This window comes from Marinobacter alkalisoli (genome assembly GCF_045449855.1).
Classification (GTDB): domain Bacteria; phylum Pseudomonadota; class Gammaproteobacteria; order Pseudomonadales; family Oleiphilaceae; genus Marinobacter.
Genome location: NZ_JBJJLC010000016.1, coordinates 46,840 through 64,317, shown reverse-complemented (window position 1 = coordinate 64,317; position 17,478 = coordinate 46,840). Strand labels below are relative to the sequence as shown.

Genomic DNA, 17,478 nt, shown 5'->3' with positions numbered 1-17,478 from the left:
TTTTATTTGTGCGTTATAAACTCCGGGCAACTACATGCCCAGGTACGCCTCACGGACTTTCTCATTGCTGAGCAGTTCCCGGCCAGTGCCTTCAATCACCACCTTTCCGGTTTCAAGCACATAGCCACGGTCAGCCAATGCCAACGCCTGGGAGGCATTCTGCTCAACCAGGAAGATGGTAATACCCTCTTCTTTCAGCTCTTTTACGATGTTGAAAATCTCTTCAATAATCAACGGGGCGAGGCCCATGCTGGGCTCGTCCATCAGCAGCAGTCTTGGCTTGGCCATCAAGGCCCGGCCCATGGCCAGCATCTGCTGCTGACCACCGGACAGCTCACCGGCCAGGTTGTGGCGCTTCTGGCGCAGGATGGGGAACTTGGTGTACATCCGTTCCAGGTCGTCCATTACCTCGGGCGTCTTGCCCCGGGTATAGGCACCGAGCAGCAGGTTGTCCTGGACACTGAGATCCTTGAACACCTGCCGGCCCTCAGGCACCTGCACAATGCCATCGGCCACTCGCTGATCGGCCGGAATCTTCGCCAGGTCCTTGCCCTCAAAGGTGATCGCACCGCGGTCCGTCGGCTGCAATCCGGAGATGGTCATCAGCAAGGTAGACTTGCCGGCACCATTGGCACCCACAAGCGAGACGATCTCTCCACTGTTGATATGGATATCCACATCATGCAACACCTCGATCTGGCCGTAGGAGGTCACCAGCCCCTTGATCGACAGCATTTCCTGCTTTGCGTGAGGCGCAGTGACCCGATCCTCATGCTTGAGACCAAGACCACCGAACTGTTCCGGAGTGTAGCTGACAATCTGGTGGCGTAATTCCCGGAATTCTTCCTGGACCCGTTCGCCGAACAGCGGATCGTTCTCGACATCCCGGGACTCAATAATGTGCTCCCAGTCTTCCTCGGTCAGCAGTTTCCGGGCACGGGGAATGACCACCCCCTCTTCCTTACGGATATGCTTACGCAAGGATTCGGTGAAACGTGCCAGGGCATGACTGAACTCTTCACGCCCCTCTGGCCAGCCTTCCATGCAGCTCTCCAGCAACTGGCGCAACTCCATAAGCTTTTCGTGCCCGATCACGTAACCCTTGGCCAGTTTCTCCAGCAGAGGCGCTGTCTCAGGGGACTTCTGACTAAGCCGCTTGTACAGCTCAATGTCCGTGGGCGTGCTGTGAACCCGTTGGGAAAAATGCTGGATGTAATTAAAAATCGTTTTGAACAGTCGCTCGTCGGGGCGCTGTTCGTTCACGTTCATATCGCTGAGAAGCTGATCCAGCAGATCCAGGATCCGCCACAGTGCCTGATGTTCCCGAACGATAATGCGGACAGCCTGCTCACTGCGTGACTGGGCAGGCGCCATTCCAGTGTGTTGCTCGCTCATGTGAAATGTCTCCTTGCTCAGCCACCCAGATAGGCGGCGATAACGTCCGGGTTCTGACGGACTTCCTCGGGCGCACCCTCGGCCAGAACGCGACCATAGTTCAGCACCAGCAACCGGTCGGAGATGCCCATCACCAGTTTCATGTCGTGCTCAACCAACATCACGGTTATGCCCTGATCCGCGATTTTCCGGATTAACGCCTCCAGTGCCGCGGTTTCCGTGGCGTTCAGGCCCGCCGCCGGCTCATCCAGCAGGATGACCTTTGGTTCAGCCGCCAGTGCCCGGGCAATCTCGAGCCGCTTCAGGGCACCGTAGGACATGGCAGAGGCCTCGGCACCCACGTATTCGCCACAACCCACGTACTCCATAAGGTCAGCGGCGCGTTTATAGGCAGACTCCTCGTCCCGACGCAAAGCCGGCAACCGGAACAGCGTGGTTAACAGGTTGCTCTTGAGCTGGAGGTGCCGGCCGAGCATCACATTCTCGATGGCGGTCATATTCATGCAGATCTGCATCTGCTGAAAGGTCCGGCACATGCCCCGTTCCGCAAGCTGGTTCGGCTCGAGCTTCGCGGTACTTTCTCCGTTAAGCAGGACCTCCCCCTTCGTGGGGATGTAGAGGCCGGTAATCAGATTGAACAGCGTGGTCTTGCCGGCACCGTTCGGGCCAATGACAGAATAGACCTGCCCGGCTTCCACGGCGAAACTGACCCCTTCAACCGCATGAACACCACCAAAGGCCTTATCCAGACCTTTTACTTCAACCAGTGCTGTCATGCCTCACCTCCCGCTTTCTTGCGCATTCTTTTGGAAACGATTGCAGTGATGGTGGGCAACAGGCCCTTGGGCATAAAGATCATGGTCAGCATCAGGATCAGGCCGAACATCACGGTTTCCAGCTCCTGGAAATCCGCCAGCACCTGCGGCAGAAGCTTAAGCACCACGGCACCCAGAATCACACCGAAGGTGGACCCCATGCCACCGAGTACAACCATGGTGATAAAGAGAATGGAGAATTCGAAGCTGGCTACAGCCGGCGTAATAAAGCCCTGAAAGTGGGCGTAAAGGCCGCCCATGATGCTTGCATAGATGGCGGAGATCACGAATACGAGGCTTTTGTACTTCGCAGTGTCGACGCCCACCACGCTGGCCGCTACTTCCGAGCCTTTCACAGAGCGTAACGCCCGGCCGATGGGCGATTCAATCAGGTTCAGGGCGAACCAGACCCCCAGCAGAAGAACCACACTGGCCAGGATATACCAGGCCTGAACGCCAGAAATATCCAGTCCAAACAACGAATATTGGCCAAATGTACTGAGCTCCCAGCCGAACAGATCAAAGGCGGGAACCGGCATGCCGTCCGGGCCACCGGTAATGGCACGCTCGTTGTTCAGAATGATGGCAATAATGAAGCCGACCGCGAGGGTTGCCATGGACAGGTAATGGCCCTTCAGGCGCAGGATCGGGCGCCCCACGACCCAGGCAATGATGCCGACGGCCATAGCACCAACCACCAGCGCGGGGACAGAAGACCAGCCGTAGGTTCCGGTCGCGATACCCGTGAAATAAGCACCCAGACCAAAGAACCCGGCGTGGCCGAGACTGATCTGGCCGGCAAAGCCCACCAGCAGGTTCAGGCCGACCACAGTAGTGGCAATGATGGCCATCTGGATAACCAGTTCATAATGGAACGGGTTGCCCAGAAAAGCCGGAAGAATAATCAGGATTAAGGCGAGGATCACCAGACCCCGCAGGCGCGACTGCATAAACCGGTTCAACATCAGACGCGCTCCACGACTTTGGCACCAAACAACCCGCGGGGCATGAAGAACAGCACCAGCAGAATCATGGAAAACGCTACCGCGTCCTTGTAATCGGAAGAGATATACCCCGCCGCCATGGCTTCAACAATTCCGAGCGCAAGACCGCCAACAACAGCACCCACACCACTGCCAAGGCCACCAATGGCCGCAGCAACAAAGCCTTTCAGGCCCAGGATGATGCCGATGTCGTAGGACGTAAAGGTAATCGGCGCAACCACAATGCCGGCAACGGAGCCGAGCAGCGCAGACATCATAAAGGCCAGCATCAGCACCATCTGGGTGCGGATGCCGACCAGCCGTGCAGCTTCCTTGTTCATCGACGTCGCCAGAATCGCCTTGCCTATCAGAGTCTTGGTAAAAAACAGTACAAGTGCCACAACGACAATGGCACCGATCCCCAGAACCCAGAGACTCTGGCTATTCAGAACAGCACCAAACACCCGAATGGGCTCATCGCTACTGAAATTCTGCATCACGTGATATTCCTTGCCCCAGATAATCTGGGCAATACCACGAATAAAAATGGAGGCACCGATCGTGATGATGATCAGGGTAACCACATCAGCCTGCTTGGCCGGTGCAATGGCGAAGCGCTGAAGCGCTATGCCCAGTACCCCGGCAAGGATAATGGCGAGAACGATGGCAAGCACCATGGGCACGCCCATGGCCGTCAGCGAAACAGTTGCCATGCCCCCAATCATCAGGAATTCGCCCTGAGCAAAGTTGATGACATGACTGGCGTTGTAAATCAGGGTAAAACCGAGAGCTATCAGGGCGTAGGTCGCACCGATGGTGATCCCGGTGAACAGGTATTGTAAGAATTCTGCGAGCATAGCGGTGATTCCGGTCGAACATCGGCTGGCGGCTTACCCCATGAGGAAGCCGCCAGCCGCGAGACAGGTGAAAGGGAGTTCAGTTAATCAGTTTCCATTCGCCGTTCTGGACTTCCAGAATGCGGAAGGAGTCTGGATCAAGACCGTTATGGTCATCCGGAGACATGTTGAATTCACCGGTAACACCTACGTAGCCCTTGATGTTTTCCAGAGCCTCACGCACAGCTTCAGGATCGGTAGAGCCGGCTTCTTCAATGGCGCGTACCGCCAGCATCAGACCGTCGTAAGCGTAGGCACCGAAGGTTGAAACCTTGGAATCCCAGCGCGCTTCATACTCTGCCTTGTAGTTCTGCACTACCGGTTTCTGGGGGTCGTCATCCGGGAGTGAATCCGGAACCAGCAGCGGGGATGCCGGCAGGCGGAGCCCCTCGGCAGCAGAACCAGCCAACTCCAGGAAGCTGTCAGAGGCGACCCCGTGGGATTGGTAAAACGGAAGCTCCATCCCCAACTGGGCGTAGTTTCGGGTCACGATCGCCGGGCCCTGACCGAAACCGAAGTTGAGCACCGCCTCAACACCTTTTGTGTTACGGATATTGGTTAACTGAGCGGTCATGTCTGTATCAGATCCGCTGTAGGTGACATCCGCCAGTACTTCGATACCCATTTTCTCGGCTACTTCCAGGGTCTGGGTACGGCCGGAACTACCGAAACCACCCGTACCGGAGATCAGACCGATCTTTGTGATACCTCGATCTTTCATATCGGCCAGGATTCGCTCGGCCGCCATGCGGTCAGACTGGGGGGTTTTGAATACCCACTTTTTCACCGGTGTGGTGATGACCACAGCACCCGCGAGGGAAATGAACGGAATACGGGCCTGCTCAATCAGCGGCGCCGCCGCCATGGTCGCACCGGTGGTGCTGCCACCGACGATGATATCCACTCGGTCTGAACGAACAAGACGGCTTGCGAAGTTACGGGCAGAAGACGCATTTCCCACGTCATCGTAGTGAATCAGCTCCAGCTGACGCCCCAGCACACCGCCTTCTTCATTGATTTTTTCGACGTACATCTCAAGCGTTTTCAGCTCGGGGTCGCCAAGGAAGGATGCCGGACCTGTTATAGACAGGAACGAGCCGATTTTGATGGGTTCAGCTGCCTGGGCACTCATCATCATGAGACCGGCAGCAGCAACTGCTGCGCATTTTCCTGCGCGACGCATCATTGTTTTAAGCATTGTTTTTGTTCTCCCGAATTGTGCAGGGGCTTGAGTGTGTTTTTGTTCCTTCATCCCTGATTACAACAATCCTGATTTTTCGCTCCCGGTATAATTCGATACCATTGACGACTATTAAACGAAGTTATTGTATCATAACTTTCATGTCAACTGATTTCAGGGCGTCCGATCAAGGCTCTTTCAGTAAAGCTGACACTGACGCAACGCGCCAGCAAAGCATTCAGAGAGGCAAGCCTTTACCTGACACGCAAGACCCGCATAATACGTGCAACGTGTTTCATTGATTCTTATTTGCGAACCCAGACCATGACTGCAAAAAGCCAACTAGAACTGCTCGTCAAGAACTTCCAGAAGAAACGGCCGCTCCGGGCCGGGTCGCTCATCATCACCATCTATGGCGATGCCATCGTGCCCCGCGGCGGCAATGTCTGGCTTGGCAGCCTGATGAAGCTGGTAGAACCCATGGGCGTCAGCCAGCGACTGGTTCGCACCTCTGTGTACCGCCTGGCTCAGGAATCCTGGCTGCAAACGGAAAAGGTAGGGCGATGCAGTTACTACAGCCTCACCGGCCCCGGGCTGCGCCGGTTCGAGCAGGCGTTCCAGCACGTATACAACCTTGATACCGAAGAATGGAGTGGCAGCTGGTGCCTTGTGTACCTGAATCAGCTAGCACCGGACCTTCGCCAGAAAGTCCGGGAGGAACTCAAGTGGCTCAGTTTTGGCAGTATGGCTCCGGGCCTGATGGAACACCCTCGGTTCACCCGCAGCGAACTGATTCCGATGCTGCAGGAATGGGGCGCTCTGGACGATACCATCGTGATGCAGACCATGCCCATGGAGCAGAAAAGCCCCAGAGCACTTCGCCTGCAGGTTCGCGAAAGCTGGAATCTGGATGAGCTGGGAGGCCGCTACCGACGCTTCCTGAGTCAGTTCCGCCCTTTGTGGCGCGAACTACAGTCCGAAGACACCCTCAACCCGGAGGAATGCCTGATTCTCCGAATTCTGTTGATCCACGAATACCGCAAGATTCTGCTTCGGGATCCACTACTGCCCGACGAACTGTTGCCGGGTGACTGGGAAGGCCGCAGCGCCAAGCAACTTTGCCGCAATTTGTACCGCCAGATCTATGTGCGGGCCGAGCAGTGGCTGGACGGGACCCTGGAAAATGCCTCCGGCCCCCTGCCAGGGCCTAGTGAGAAGTTCTACAAGCGGTTCGGAGGATTACGGGATTCAGGCGTTCTCAGCAACGCCGTGCCCGAAATGGAATAGCGGTGCCCTGAAGCAGATTGCCCGGTCGCTATTCCGGGCACAGGGAAGGCGCGCCCTGCTCTCTTTGTTCCGCTCTGCGCGCCAGATGCAGCATCACCACACCAAATGCCATTACAATCAGGGTAAGCCAGAGGCCGTTGGTGTAACTACCATCAACATCGGCCAGGTAACCCACCATGGCCAGCAATGAGCCAGATCAGCCAGTCTCCTGGCTCTAAAAATGGCCTGGGATGCACGATATCAAGTGTCCCACTCAGGGAACTGGTTTTCACCTGCTGTTTCACATAGGGCAAAACCGCAGGCGGCCACGCGTCAACGAGAGCAATAATGTGGGCGTCTGAAATGGTTTCCGGAGTCTTCCTGAACTGCATCCAGCCGCCAAGCTCCCGACCACCTTTGCCACTGAACGGCAGATTGCCAAAAGCCCAGCGCATCTCGATCTGTTGAATGAATTCCGGTGTAATTGCCTCAATATAATCCAATCCCTTGCATTGGCTCACCGGTTTCGTTTCCGCCTCGACCATCGGCTCCGGCAACTACCTACAGCCCCGCCAGCATTAGCCGTGTTAAAGACACAACAAACCAGTTATAATCCCCGACACAACATGCATTGCATTGCAATGCCCTACCCTTCGAATTCCGAGTACATTAATGTCTGAATTGTCTTTTGCCGAACTCGGCCTGGATCCAGCTGTTCTTGAAGCTGTTGCCGCCGTCGGCTATGAAAAACCCTCTCCCATACAGGCCCAGACTATCCCTGCGCTGTTGGCCGGCAAACACTTACTGGGTGTTGCCCAGACCGGTACCGGGAAAACGGCCGCCTTTGCGCTGCCGCTGCTGAGCCGCATCGACGCCTCCGTTATGGAGCCGCAGATTCTGGTGCTGGCACCCACACGTGAACTGGCCATCCAGGTGGCCGAGGCGTTCACCACCTACGCCAGCAAGTTCCGCAACTTCCATGTACTGCCAATTTACGGCGGCCAGGATTTCTATCCCCAGATCAAAGGCTTGCGCCGTGGCGCCCAAGTGATCGTGGGTACCCCCGGCCGCATGCTGGACCACCTGCGCAAGGGCACCCTGAAGCTGGATAGCCTAAAGGCCCTGGTGCTGGACGAAGCCGACGAAATGCTTCGTATGGGCTTCATCGATGACGTGGAAGCGATTCTGGCGAAGACACCTGAAAACTGTCAGCGCGCGCTGTTCTCCGCAACCATGCCGCCGCAGATCAAGAAAGTTGCCCAGACCTATCTGCGCGATGCGACGGAAGTAAAAATCGAGAGCGAAACCCGCACGGTTGAGCGTATTTCCCAGTTTGTATTGCCGGTATATGCCGAGCGCAAGCTGGACGCCCTGACGCGCATTCTGGAAGTGGAGCCTCTGGATGCGGCTATCATTTTCGTGCGCACCAAGGCGGAAACCACACTGCTGGCTGAAAAGCTGTCGGCCCGCGGGCACGCTGTCGCCCCGCTGAACGGTGACCTGAACCAGCGCCAGCGCGAGCAAACGGTCGAAGATCTCAAGCGCGGCAAGAAAGACATTATCGTAGCTACCGATGTCGCTGCCCGGGGCCTGGACGTGCCGCGGATTACCCACGTTATCAACTACGATGTGCCTTACGACACCGAGGCCTATATCCACCGGGTTGGCCGTACTGGCCGCGCCGGTCGTGAAGGCAAGGCAATCCTGTTGGTGACCCCGAGGGAACGCAGCTGGCTGCGCACCCTTGAGCGCGCAACCAACTCACCCATGGAGCCTTATGAGCTGCCCTCGCCCACGGATCTGAAAAAGATGCGTGAGCAGCAGTTCGAAGCGCAGCTGCTGGAGTTTGCCGAAGACGGGAAACTGGCCAAGGCGATGGCGCTGCTGGACGAGATTGCCGAGCGCAATGACATGGATATGGCGATGGTGGCAGGCGCCATGGCCTGCTGGATGGAAGCAGCTCAGCCAGGTTCCATGCCTCTGGAACAGCCGGAAGCGTTACCCGTGGTTTCTGCGACACCACCACGCCGGGATCGCAAAGGCGGTCGTCCGGGCGATGGTCGCAAGGGTGGCAAGCCCGGTTTCAAACCAGGCTTCAAGAAAGGTCCGAAAGGCCGCGGTGGCCCCGGCCCGAAGGGCAAGCCTCCCGGCAAGGGCGGCAAGCCCGCTGGCAAACGCCCTGCCCGTCAGGCTGACGCCAAGCGCTGATAGACGACGAAACTGTAGTCGTAAGGGTTGTTATCGGACGCGGAGAAATCCTCCCGTCCGATTTCTTCCCACTCATCCCAGTTCACTTCCGGAAAGAATGCATCCCCCTCAACCTCCGCGTGCACCTGGGTGATGTAGATTCGATCCACCATCGGCAGGGCTTCGGCGTAGATCTGCCCGCCCCCAATAATCATCACTTCGTCTCCGCCCTCGATTTCAGCCTGAGCTTCAGCTTTCACCAACGCTTCGTCCAATGACTTTGCTGCTACCGTTCCGGCAGGTGCTTCCCATTCCGGGTTCCGGGATATAACCACGTTCATCCGCCCGGGCAATGGCCGCCCAATGGAATCCCAGGTTTTCCGCCCCATAATGATGGGCTTACCCATGGTGGCCTGCTTGAAGTACCGCAGATCCCCTGGCAAATACCACGGCAACTTGTTGTTACGACCGATGACCCGATTGCGGGACATGGCAACTATCAGGGCTTTTCTCATTTTTTGTCCTCTTGGTTCTCAGGTCCTGGCTTTAAACTTTGGGGGCTGCAAGAGGGCGGGAAACAGTCTCCAAAAAGCGCCTCAAGACGTCCGTGTGCGGCTTCGGCTCCGCCATCCATGGCTCCGCAGATTTTTGGAGACTGTTTCCCGCCCTCTCGCGACTCGACATCGCAGTCAGATGTTCAGGATTCAAGGCTGAAGTATTTAGAACACACAACCCGGTGTAAATACCGCACACACGCCGTAATCGTTTCGATAAGCGAACTTTGTCGTCAGAACGCAGGGTTGCGGGTGGGGCTTTCCGAAAATCTGCGGAGCCATGGATGGCGGAGCCGAAGCCGCGCATGGATGCCTTGAGGCGTTTTTCGGAAAGCCCCACCCGCTACCCTGCCGCCCCCACATTCATCGGACTGGACCCAAGCCCAGGTCAGATCGCGATGGGAGCCTTAATTACAGGATGCGGCTCATACCCCTCAAACGAGAAGTCCTCCAGCTCGTACCCGAAGATCGACTCGGGCTTCCGCTTGATCACAAGCTTGGGTAGCGCCCGCGGCTCCCGCCTGAGTTGCTCGAAGACGATGTCGTCGGTCAGGTGATTTTGGTACAGATGACAATCACCAAAGGTGTGAACGAACTCCCCCACCCCCAGATCACATTGCTGGGCGATCATGTGGGTCAGCAACGCGTATGACGCGATGTTGAACGGTACGCCCAGAAACAGGTCGGCGCTGCGCTGGTATAGCTGGCAGGAGAGCTTGCCATCGGCAACGTAGAACTGGAACAGGCAGTGGCATGGAGCCAGCGCCATGCGGCCCTGGCGGACGTTGTCCTGGGGGCCGATGGATTCGTCCGGGAGTTCCGCCGGGTTCCAGGCGGAGACGATCAGCCGGCGAGAGTTGGGTTTGTTGCGGATCTGGTCGATGACGTCGCTGATCTGGTCAACGGTGCTGCCGTCCGGGCATTGCCAACTGCGCCACTGTTTGCCGTAGATGGGGCCCAGGTCGCCGTTTTCCAGGGCCCATTCGTTCCAGATGGAAACGTTGCGCTCCTTCAGCCAATTGTTGTCGGTGGAGCCCTGCAGGAACCACAGCAGTTCCTGGATGATGCTGCGCAGGTGAACTTTCTTGGTGGTGACCAGCGGAAAGCCTGCCTGCAAATCGAAGCGGATCTGGCGGCCGAAGACGGAGCGGGTGCCAACGCCGGTGCGGTCGCCCCGGTCCAGGCCGTTGTCTACTACGTCTTTCATCAAGTCGAGATAGGCTTTCATTCAACACCTCTGCGGTAAGCAATAACCATCAGGCCGGCGCCGGCCAGAATCATCGGGAACGACAACACCTGCCCCATGGTGAGCCAATCGAAGGCGAGGTAGCCCAGTTGCGGATCCGGCTGGCGTACGAACTCTACCAGGAAACGGAACACGCCGTAGCAGACCAGGAACAGGCCGGAGACCGCCATCCGCGGGCGGGGCCTGGAAGAGAACCACCAGAGGATGATAAAGAACACTACCCCCTCCAGGGCAAACTGATACAGCTGGGACGGATGGCGTGCCAGGGCATCCGGTGCCTGAGGGAACACCATGCCCCAGGCAACGTCCGTGGGCTTGCCCCAGAGTTCGCCGTTGATGAAGTTGCCGATGCGCCCGGCTCCGAGGCCGATGGGGACCAGCGGAGCCACAAAGTCCGCCATTTTCCAGAAACCGCTGCCGACTTTGCGACCGTACCACCACATGGCAAACATCACGCCCAGCAGGCCGCCGTGAAAAGACATCCCCCCTTCCCACACCCGCAGCAGCCAGAGCGGGTCGGCGATGAAGGCGTCGAAGTTGTAGAACACCACGTAACCGAAGCGGCCACCAAGGATGACGCCGAGGGCGATATAGAACAGCAGGTCACCCACCTGGTCTTCGCTCAGGGGTGACCAGGGTTTGCGGGCGCGGATCCGCCCCAGCCACCAGCCAGCAATAAAGCCGACCAGGTAGGTCAGACCGTACCAGTGGATTTTCAGGGGCCCCAGGGAAATGGCCACGGGATCAAACTGCGGGTGCTGCAGCATCAATAACCTCTCAGCTCAGAAGAAAGCGGATGCCGACCAGGATCAGCATGATGGCGAATATGCGTTTCAGTAACCGGGCGTTCAAACGGTGCGCGAGATTCGCTCCGACCCGGGCAAACAATACGCTGGTGAGGATAATACCGAACAGAGCTGGCAGATAGATGAAGCCAAAGCTCAGTTCCGGCAACTCCGGGTTTTCCCACCCGGTCCAGATATTGCCCAGGGCGCCAGCGATCGCGATCGGCAGGCCGCAGGCAGCCGATGTGCCCACGGCCTGCTGCATGTTCACGTTACACCAGCTCAGGTAAGGCACGGTCAGGGTGCCGCCGCCAATGCCGAAGATCGCGGAGGCCCAGCCAATACCGCCACCGGCGGCTCCAAGGCCGGTGGAACCGGGCACTACCCGGCCCGGCTTTGGGTTTACCTCAAGGATCATCTTCACGGCCACCAGAATGACAAAGATACCAATGATCAGTTCCAGCGCCGGCCCGCTCAGCAGGGAGGCCGTCCAGGCGCCCACCAGGGCACCGACTACAATGCCTGCGGTCATCGGTTTGAATATGTCCCAGCGTACCGCCGCATGAAGGTGGTGAGAGCGTATGGAACTCAGTGACGTGAACACAATGGTTGCCAGCGACGTACCGACGGCCATGTGCGCGGCGATTTCAGTACTGATACCCTGTAACCCGAAGCTGAATATAAGCACAGGCACAATAACCAGCCCGCCACCTATCCCGAACAGCCCGGCCAGCGTCCCGGCAAAGGCGCCGAGCGCAAGGTAGAGACCAAATACGCTTAACAGGGTCATAGCACAGCCACACGCAGTCAGAAAACAAGGCTGGTATGATACACACCGACGTCGCCGAGTTCATTATGAGAGCATCGATACCACCATGTGCCTGATTGCCTTTTCCCTGGGACAGAATCCTGACTATCCACTGGTGGTTGCCGCCAATCGCGATGAATTTTTCCGCCGGCCCACGGCTGCCATGGACTGGTGGCAGGACGCAGAGCAGCCTCCAATGCTCGCGGGCCGTGATTTGCTGTCCGGCGGCACCTGGCTGGCCGTCAGCCGGGACGGCCGGATCGCTGCGGTAACCAACGTTCGGGAGGGCACCGCCGAGCCCGGACGACTCAGCCGGGGCGAGCTGCCACTACAGGCGCTGAGGCTGCCTGGCGCCGAACTGGAACAGCAGTTGATGCACCGCCAGGATGACTATTCCGGTTTCAACCTGATCCACCTGGATGGGCAATCCGGCTGGTATTTCAGTAACCGGGACGCCCACCCCGGGCGCAAGGTCCATCGGGGGACCTATGGACTCAGCAACCATCTGTTGCAGACTCCGTGGCCAAAACTGCTGAAGCTCCGTAACGCCATGTCGCGCACGTTGGCAGACACGCCAGCGGGGTCGTCAGAACCGCTCCATGACGCCCTGATCAAACTGTTACAGGACACCACACCCGCTCCGGACCGGGATCTGCCCGATACCGGTGTCGGCCTGGAAACCGAGCGCTTCCTGTCCTCCCCCTTTATCGTCGGCAGCGATTACGGCACCCGCGCGACCACCATTGCGTCCGTCAGCCGCTCCGGGGAAATCCGGGTGACCGAACAGGGCTGGAACCCCATGGGCGAACCGGGCGAACGTCGGCAGTTCTGTTGGCAGCGGTAGCACGCAACCTTTGATATAATCCGCCAAAACCCGCGAAGCAACCGGAGGGCCTCCCATGGCCGGTGAACAAGGCGCAACATCCATCGCCGACTTTGAAAAATCCTTGGATGAGCTGGAAAAGCTGGTTCGTGACCTGGAGCAGGGCGAACTGTCCCTGGAGCAGTCGCTGACCGCCTTTGAACGGGGCGTCAAGCTGACCCGCGAGTGCCAGCAAGCCCTGAAAACAGCAGAACAGCGCGTTGAACAGCTGGTACAGAACAACGATGGCACCCTGGAAACCCGCCCCTTCACACCGGATGAGTCCGCCTGATGACCGCACAGCCCCTGATTGCGGAAGATTTTCTTGAAACCTCACGGGCCCGGGTGGATGCCGCACTGGATGAACGCATCGAAGCCGGTGGCCATGCGTCGGACCGCCTGCAGGAAGCCATGCGTTACAGCGTGCTGGGCGGTGGCAAGCGTATCCGACCGGCACTGTGCCTCGCAGCCGCGCTTGCAGTGGGCCAGACGTCGGAACGAGCGTTGGTTCCGGCCTGCACCCTGGAGCTGATCCATGCCTATTCGCTGATCCATGACGATCTTCCCGCCATGGACAACGATGAATTGCGCAGGGGCCGCCCCACGACCCACATCGCCTTCGACGAGGCCACCGCCATCCTGGCCGGTGATGCCCTGCAGGCGCTGGCCTTTGGCTGGTTGGCGGAAGCCCCCGCATTGAGCGATGCCACACGGCTGGCGATGGTTCGCGAGCTGGCCGCCGCCAGTGGCCACCGTGGCATGGTCGGCGGTCAGGCCATTGACCTGGCGTCCGTCGGCATGACCCTCAGCATTGATGCGCTGGAAAACATGCATCGCCACAAGACCGGCGCATTGATCGAAGCCAGTGTCCGCATCGGCGCCTTGACGGCAGAATCACTGCCGGATCAGCACCTCACTGCACTGACAGGCTACGCAAAAGCTCTCGGACTGGCGTTCCAGGTCCAGGACGACCTGCTGGACATCGAAGGCGATACTTCCGTCATCGGAAAACCCCAGGGCTCCGACCTTGCCAGGGGCAAACCCACGTTCCCGTCACTGCTTGGCAATGACGGCGCCAGGGAGCTTCTGTCACAGCTGTTGAAGACCGCTCTCGACCACCTGGACGACTTCGGGCCCGAAGCAGACCCGCTGAGAGCCATGGCGGATTACGTGGTCGCCCGGAGCCATTGATTGATCCGGGACAGGAAGCGCACACTGTCATTACCCCGTAGGTCGGATTAGCCCCAGGCGTCATCCGACAACCATTGATTCGTCACACAGATCGAGAAAGACCCGAGCAGATGCAGGACACATACATATTCAAGGAAATCCCGCCACAGCGGCCCAATACGCCGCTACTGGACAGGATCGATACTCCGGACCAGTTACGCGAACTGCCGGCCGAGCAGTTGACGCAACTGGCCCGCGAGCTGCGGGCGTTCCTGCTATGGTCCGTTGGCCAGACCGGCGGCCATTTCGGCGCGGGGCTGGGTGTACTCGAACTGACCGTTGCCTTGCACTATGTCTTTAACACCCCGGAGGACCGCCTGGTCTGGGATGTGGGTCACCAGGCCTACCCCCACAAGATCCTGACCGGCCGCCGCGGGCAGATGGGCAGCATTCGCCGCAAGGGCGGACTGGCGGGTTTCCCCAAGCGCGCTGAAAGCGAATACGACACCTTCGGTGTGGGACATTCCAGTACGTCCATCAGTGCAGCCCTGGGCATGGCCATGGCAGCCCGCATGCAGAACACCGGACGCAAGAGCATTGCGGTTATTGGCGACGGCGCAATGACAGCCGGCATGGCCTTCGAGGCACTGAACCACGCCGGTCACCTGCATGCCGACATGCTGGTGGTGCTGAACGACAATGACATGTCCATTTCCCGCAACGTTGGCGGGCTGTCCAACTACTTTGCCAAGCTGCTGGCCAGCCGTACCTACAACCAGGTCCGGGACAGCAGCAAGAAGGTCCTTCAGGGCGCGCCCCACCTGATGGCGCTGGCGAAGAAGACCGAAGAACACTTCAAGGGCATGATCGCCCCGGGCACACTCTTCGAGGAGCTGGGCTTCAACTACATTGGCCCGATCGATGGGCACGACCTGCCCCTGCTGATTGAAACCCTGGAGAACATCCGCGAGCTCGACGGCCCGCAATTCCTCCATGTAGTGACGACCAAGGGTAAGGGCTTTGCTCCAGCCGAGGCCGATCCGATCGGCTACCACGCCATCAACAAGATTGAGCCGGTGCCCGCCAGTAAGCCGGAACCGGTAAAACCCAAGCCGTCCAGGCCCAAGTACGCCAATGTGTTCGGTCAATGGTTGTGCGATGCGGCGGAACAGGATGAGCGGGTCGTCGGCATTACGCCGGCTATGTGTGAGGGATCCGATCTGCTGACCTTCTCCCAGCGCTTTCCGGATCGCTACCATGACGTGGCGATTGCCGAGCAACACTCCGTGACCCTGGCTGCCGGGCTGGCCTGTGATGGTGCAAAACCGGTGGTCGCCATATACTCCACCTTCCTGCAGCGCGCCTACGACCAGCTGATCCACGATGTTGCCATCCAGAACCTGGACGTGCTGTTTGCCATAGACCGCGCCGGCCTGGTCGGCGAAGACGGCCCGACCCACGCCGGATCCTTTGATATCAGCTACCTGCGTTGTATTCCCAATATGCTGGTAATGACACCGTCTGATGAGAATGAAACCCGGCAACTGCTTCACACCGGCCTGATGTTCCAGGGGCCGGCCGCTGTGCGCTACCCAAGGGGAACCGGGCCGGGAGCGGACATCGTCGAAGCGCTAACTCCCCTGCCCATTGGCGAGGGACGCATGGTGAAGGAAGGAAATGGTGTCGCCATTCTCAATTTCGGCACCTTACTGACGCCGGCGCTCGAGGCAGCCGAGGCCCTGGGAGCCACCGTGGCGGATATGCGGTTCGTGAAGCCTCTGGATGAAGAGCTGATCCTGTCACTGGCCGAACGCCACGAGCTGCTGGTCACCCTGGAAGAAAACAGCATCGCCGGTGGCGCCGGCAGTGCCGTTACTGAGTTTCTCAATGCGCACGACGTCAGCCAGCCGGTCCTGCAACTGGGGCTGCCGGACAGCTTTATCGATCATGGCAAGCACGGGGAATTGCTCAGTGACTGCGGGCTGGATGCAGACGGCATTCGCCGCTCGATTGAAATGCGCCTGGAGCGGCTTCGGCACCAGACCCTGAAAGCGGTCAAATAACCAACCGCCCAACCGGCACCCTGTTAAAAGGCGCCCCGGTTGAGCACGGTCGCTTTATTCTTGCGGATCGTCGTCCTGATGGGTCTCAAACCAGTGGCCCAGCTTGCTCTGCTTGGTGTTGAGGTAATGCTCATTGTGGGGGTTCCGGCCAACGTGCAACGGCACCCGTTCGGTGATATCGATGCCGTAAGACGTCAGGGCATCCACTTTACGCGGGTTGTTGGTCATCAGCCTGAGGCTCTTGATGCCCAGGTGTTCCAGCATGTCCTTGCACATGCTGTAATCCCGCAGATCCGCGGCAAAGCCCAGCTTCTCGTTAGCCTCAACGGTGTCCGCGCCCTGATCCTGGAGGTGATAGGCACGAATCTTGTTCAGCAACCCGATGCCACGACCTTCCTGGCGCAGGTACATCAGGATGCCACGGCCTTCGCGGGCAATACTGCGTAACGCTTCTTCCAGCTGATAGCCGCAGTCACAACGCATGCTGTAGAGAGCATCGCCAGTCAGGCATTCAGAGTGGGTACGTGCCAGCATCGGCTCATCGCTGTTCAGATCACCCAAGGTCAGAGCCACGTGCTCCTTTCCGGTGTCCGGCTCTTCGAAGCCGTGCATGTCGAAGACCCCGAACGGTGTAGGCAACCGGCAGGTCTGGATGTAACGAACAGCCACAGTGTTTCCTCGTGGTTCAATCAATCGGGCCGCGCATTCTATCACGTGGGCGCCCTCTTGGCGTAGTCTCTGCACCGTCGTCTCCAGCGCAATGGATTTTACGGACTTACGATCCGGACGGCGATGCGGACCAGTGGCCACTGCGACCACCTTTCTTTTCAAGCAGGCGAACCTGGTCTATCACCATGCCGCGATCAACGGCCTTGCACATATCGTACAGGGTCAGGGCCGCTACGCTGGCTGCAGTGAGCGCCTCCATCTCGACGCCAGTCTGAGCTGAGAGCTTACAGAACGTAGCGATATGTACGGATGCACCATCTTCCCCCGGCGTCAGTTCCACTTTGACCGATGAAAGGTTCAGCGAATGGCAGAGCGGGATCAGGTCATGGGTCTTTTTTGCCGCCATGATGCCGGCAATACGGGCAACCGCCAGTACATCCCCTTTCGGATGCTGACCATCCACAATCATCGCGAGCGTCTGTGGCGACATTCGTATCAGGGCCTCGGCGCGGGCCTCACGCTGGGTCACGTCCTTGGCGGTCACATCCACCATCCGGGCTTCGCCTTTCTCATCCAGGTGGGTCAGCTTGCTCACGCTT

18 protein-coding genes and 1 pseudogene are annotated in these 17,478 nt (G+C 58.6%); 6 read left to right on the top strand and 13 right to left on the bottom strand.

The window, feature by feature from the left end:
• Nucleotides 1-30: 30 nt before the first annotated feature.
• From ACJO5Y_RS08370 to ACJO5Y_RS08345, 6 genes and pseudogenes are all read right to left on the bottom strand, one after another.
• Entirely contained in the window at nt 31-735 is a 705-nt protein-coding gene (locus tag ACJO5Y_RS08370) for an ABC transporter ATP-binding protein (protein ID WP_406986221.1), read from the bottom strand.
• A 210-nt stretch (nt 736-945) separates the two neighbouring features.
• A pseudogene (locus ACJO5Y_RS08365) lies at nt 946-1,374 on the bottom strand (hemerythrin domain-containing protein); the annotation flags it as partial.
• A 38-nt stretch (nt 1,375-1,412) separates the two neighbouring features.
• Complete coding sequence (locus tag ACJO5Y_RS08360; protein ID WP_406986077.1) at nt 1,413-2,171, bottom strand: ABC transporter ATP-binding protein; 759 nt, start codon at nt 2,169-2,171, stop codon at nt 1,413-1,415.
• On the bottom strand, nt 2,168-3,175 hold the full coding sequence (locus ACJO5Y_RS08355) for a branched-chain amino acid ABC transporter permease (RefSeq protein ID WP_406986075.1): 1,008 nt from the start codon (nt 3,173-3,175) through the stop codon (nt 2,168-2,170). Before ACJO5Y_RS08355 ends, ACJO5Y_RS08360 begins: the two co-directional genes overlap by 4 nt.
• The gene (locus ACJO5Y_RS08350; RefSeq protein WP_406986074.1) at nt 3,175-4,050 is read right to left on the bottom strand and encodes a branched-chain amino acid ABC transporter permease; all 876 of its coding nucleotides are present in this window, start codon (nt 4,048-4,050) and stop codon (nt 3,175-3,177) included. Before ACJO5Y_RS08350 ends, ACJO5Y_RS08355 begins: the two co-directional genes overlap by 1 nt.
• 79 nt (nt 4,051-4,129) lie before the next feature.
• Complete coding sequence (locus tag ACJO5Y_RS08345) at nt 4,130-5,287, bottom strand: ABC transporter substrate-binding protein (RefSeq protein WP_406986072.1); 1,158 nt, start codon at nt 5,285-5,287, stop codon at nt 4,130-4,132.
• A 306-nt stretch (nt 5,288-5,593) separates the two neighbouring features.
• Between ACJO5Y_RS08345 and paaX the strand changes: the two genes are divergently transcribed.
• Nucleotides 5,594-6,556 carry a phenylacetic acid degradation operon negative regulatory protein PaaX gene (paaX, locus tag ACJO5Y_RS08340; RefSeq protein ID WP_406986070.1) on the top strand — a complete coding sequence of 321 codons (963 nt, stop codon included), beginning with the start codon at nt 5,594-5,596 and terminating at the stop codon, nt 6,554-6,556.
• Between the two features lie 152 nt (nt 6,557-6,708).
• On the opposite strand, the gene ACJO5Y_RS08335 is transcribed toward paaX, so the two are convergent.
• On the bottom strand, nt 6,709-7,080 hold the full coding sequence (locus tag ACJO5Y_RS08335; protein ID WP_406986068.1) for a thioesterase family protein: 372 nt from the start codon (nt 7,078-7,080) through the stop codon (nt 6,709-6,711).
• Between the two features lie 127 nt (nt 7,081-7,207).
• Here ACJO5Y_RS08335 and ACJO5Y_RS08330 point away from each other — a divergent pair, with 127 nt between their 5' ends.
• Entirely contained in the window at nt 7,208-8,743 is a 1,536-nt protein-coding gene (locus tag ACJO5Y_RS08330; RefSeq protein WP_406986066.1) for a DEAD/DEAH box helicase, read from the top strand.
• On the opposite strand, the gene ACJO5Y_RS08325 is transcribed toward ACJO5Y_RS08330, so the two are convergent.
• The 4 genes from ACJO5Y_RS08325 to ACJO5Y_RS08310 all read right to left on the bottom strand — a co-directional run bounded on the left by ACJO5Y_RS08325 (nt 8,722) and on the right by ACJO5Y_RS08310 (nt 12,097).
• On the bottom strand, nt 8,722-9,237 hold the full coding sequence (locus ACJO5Y_RS08325; RefSeq protein WP_406986063.1) for a dihydrofolate reductase: 516 nt from the start codon (nt 9,235-9,237) through the stop codon (nt 8,722-8,724). The genes ACJO5Y_RS08330 and ACJO5Y_RS08325 overlap by 22 nt on opposite strands.
• A gap of 427 nt (nt 9,238-9,664) precedes the next feature.
• Nucleotides 9,665-10,504 (bottom strand): thymidylate synthase, encoded by an 840-nt coding sequence (locus ACJO5Y_RS08320; RefSeq protein WP_406986060.1) that lies wholly within the window; start codon nt 10,502-10,504, stop codon nt 9,665-9,667.
• Nucleotides 10,501-11,289 carry a prolipoprotein diacylglyceryl transferase gene (gene lgt, locus ACJO5Y_RS08315; RefSeq protein WP_406986057.1) on the bottom strand — a complete coding sequence of 263 codons (789 nt, stop codon included), beginning with the start codon at nt 11,287-11,289 and terminating at the stop codon, nt 10,501-10,503. Before lgt ends, ACJO5Y_RS08320 begins: the two co-directional genes overlap by 4 nt.
• A gap of 10 nt (nt 11,290-11,299) precedes the next feature.
• Nucleotides 11,300-12,097, bottom strand: coding sequence for a sulfite exporter TauE/SafE family protein (locus ACJO5Y_RS08310; protein ID WP_406986055.1), 798 nt, complete (start codon nt 12,095-12,097; stop codon nt 11,300-11,302).
• An 85-nt stretch (nt 12,098-12,182) separates the two neighbouring features.
• Here ACJO5Y_RS08310 and ACJO5Y_RS08305 point away from each other — a divergent pair, with 85 nt between their 5' ends.
• The 4 genes from ACJO5Y_RS08305 to dxs all read left to right on the top strand — a co-directional run bounded on the left by ACJO5Y_RS08305 (nt 12,183) and on the right by dxs (nt 16,210).
• Nucleotides 12,183-12,959 (top strand): NRDE family protein, encoded by a 777-nt coding sequence (locus ACJO5Y_RS08305; protein ID WP_406986052.1) that lies wholly within the window; start codon nt 12,183-12,185, stop codon nt 12,957-12,959.
• Between the two features lie 55 nt (nt 12,960-13,014).
• Entirely contained in the window at nt 13,015-13,269 is a 255-nt protein-coding gene (locus ACJO5Y_RS08300; RefSeq protein ID WP_127330714.1) for an exodeoxyribonuclease VII small subunit, read from the top strand.
• On the top strand, nt 13,269-14,168 hold the full coding sequence (locus ACJO5Y_RS08295; RefSeq protein ID WP_406986049.1) for a polyprenyl synthetase family protein: 900 nt from the start codon (nt 13,269-13,271) through the stop codon (nt 14,166-14,168). Before ACJO5Y_RS08300 ends, ACJO5Y_RS08295 begins: the two co-directional genes overlap by 1 nt.
• A 110-nt stretch (nt 14,169-14,278) precedes the next feature.
• Nucleotides 14,279-16,210, top strand: a complete 1,932-nt coding sequence (gene dxs / locus ACJO5Y_RS08290; RefSeq protein WP_406986046.1) for a 1-deoxy-D-xylulose-5-phosphate synthase — start codon at nt 14,279-14,281, stop codon at nt 16,208-16,210.
• Nucleotides 16,211-16,264: 54 nt separating this feature from the next.
• Here dxs and ribA read toward each other — a convergent pair whose 3' ends face one another.
• Together ribA and moaC are read right to left on the bottom strand one after the other, a co-directional pair.
• The gene (gene ribA, locus ACJO5Y_RS08285; protein ID WP_406986044.1) at nt 16,265-16,879 is read right to left on the bottom strand and encodes a GTP cyclohydrolase II; all 615 of its coding nucleotides are present in this window, start codon (nt 16,877-16,879) and stop codon (nt 16,265-16,267) included.
• A gap of 106 nt (nt 16,880-16,985) precedes the next feature.
• On the bottom strand, nt 16,986-17,474 hold the full coding sequence (gene moaC / locus ACJO5Y_RS08280; protein WP_406986043.1) for a cyclic pyranopterin monophosphate synthase MoaC: 489 nt from the start codon (nt 17,472-17,474) through the stop codon (nt 16,986-16,988).
• Nucleotides 17,475-17,478: the final 4 nt, after the last annotated feature.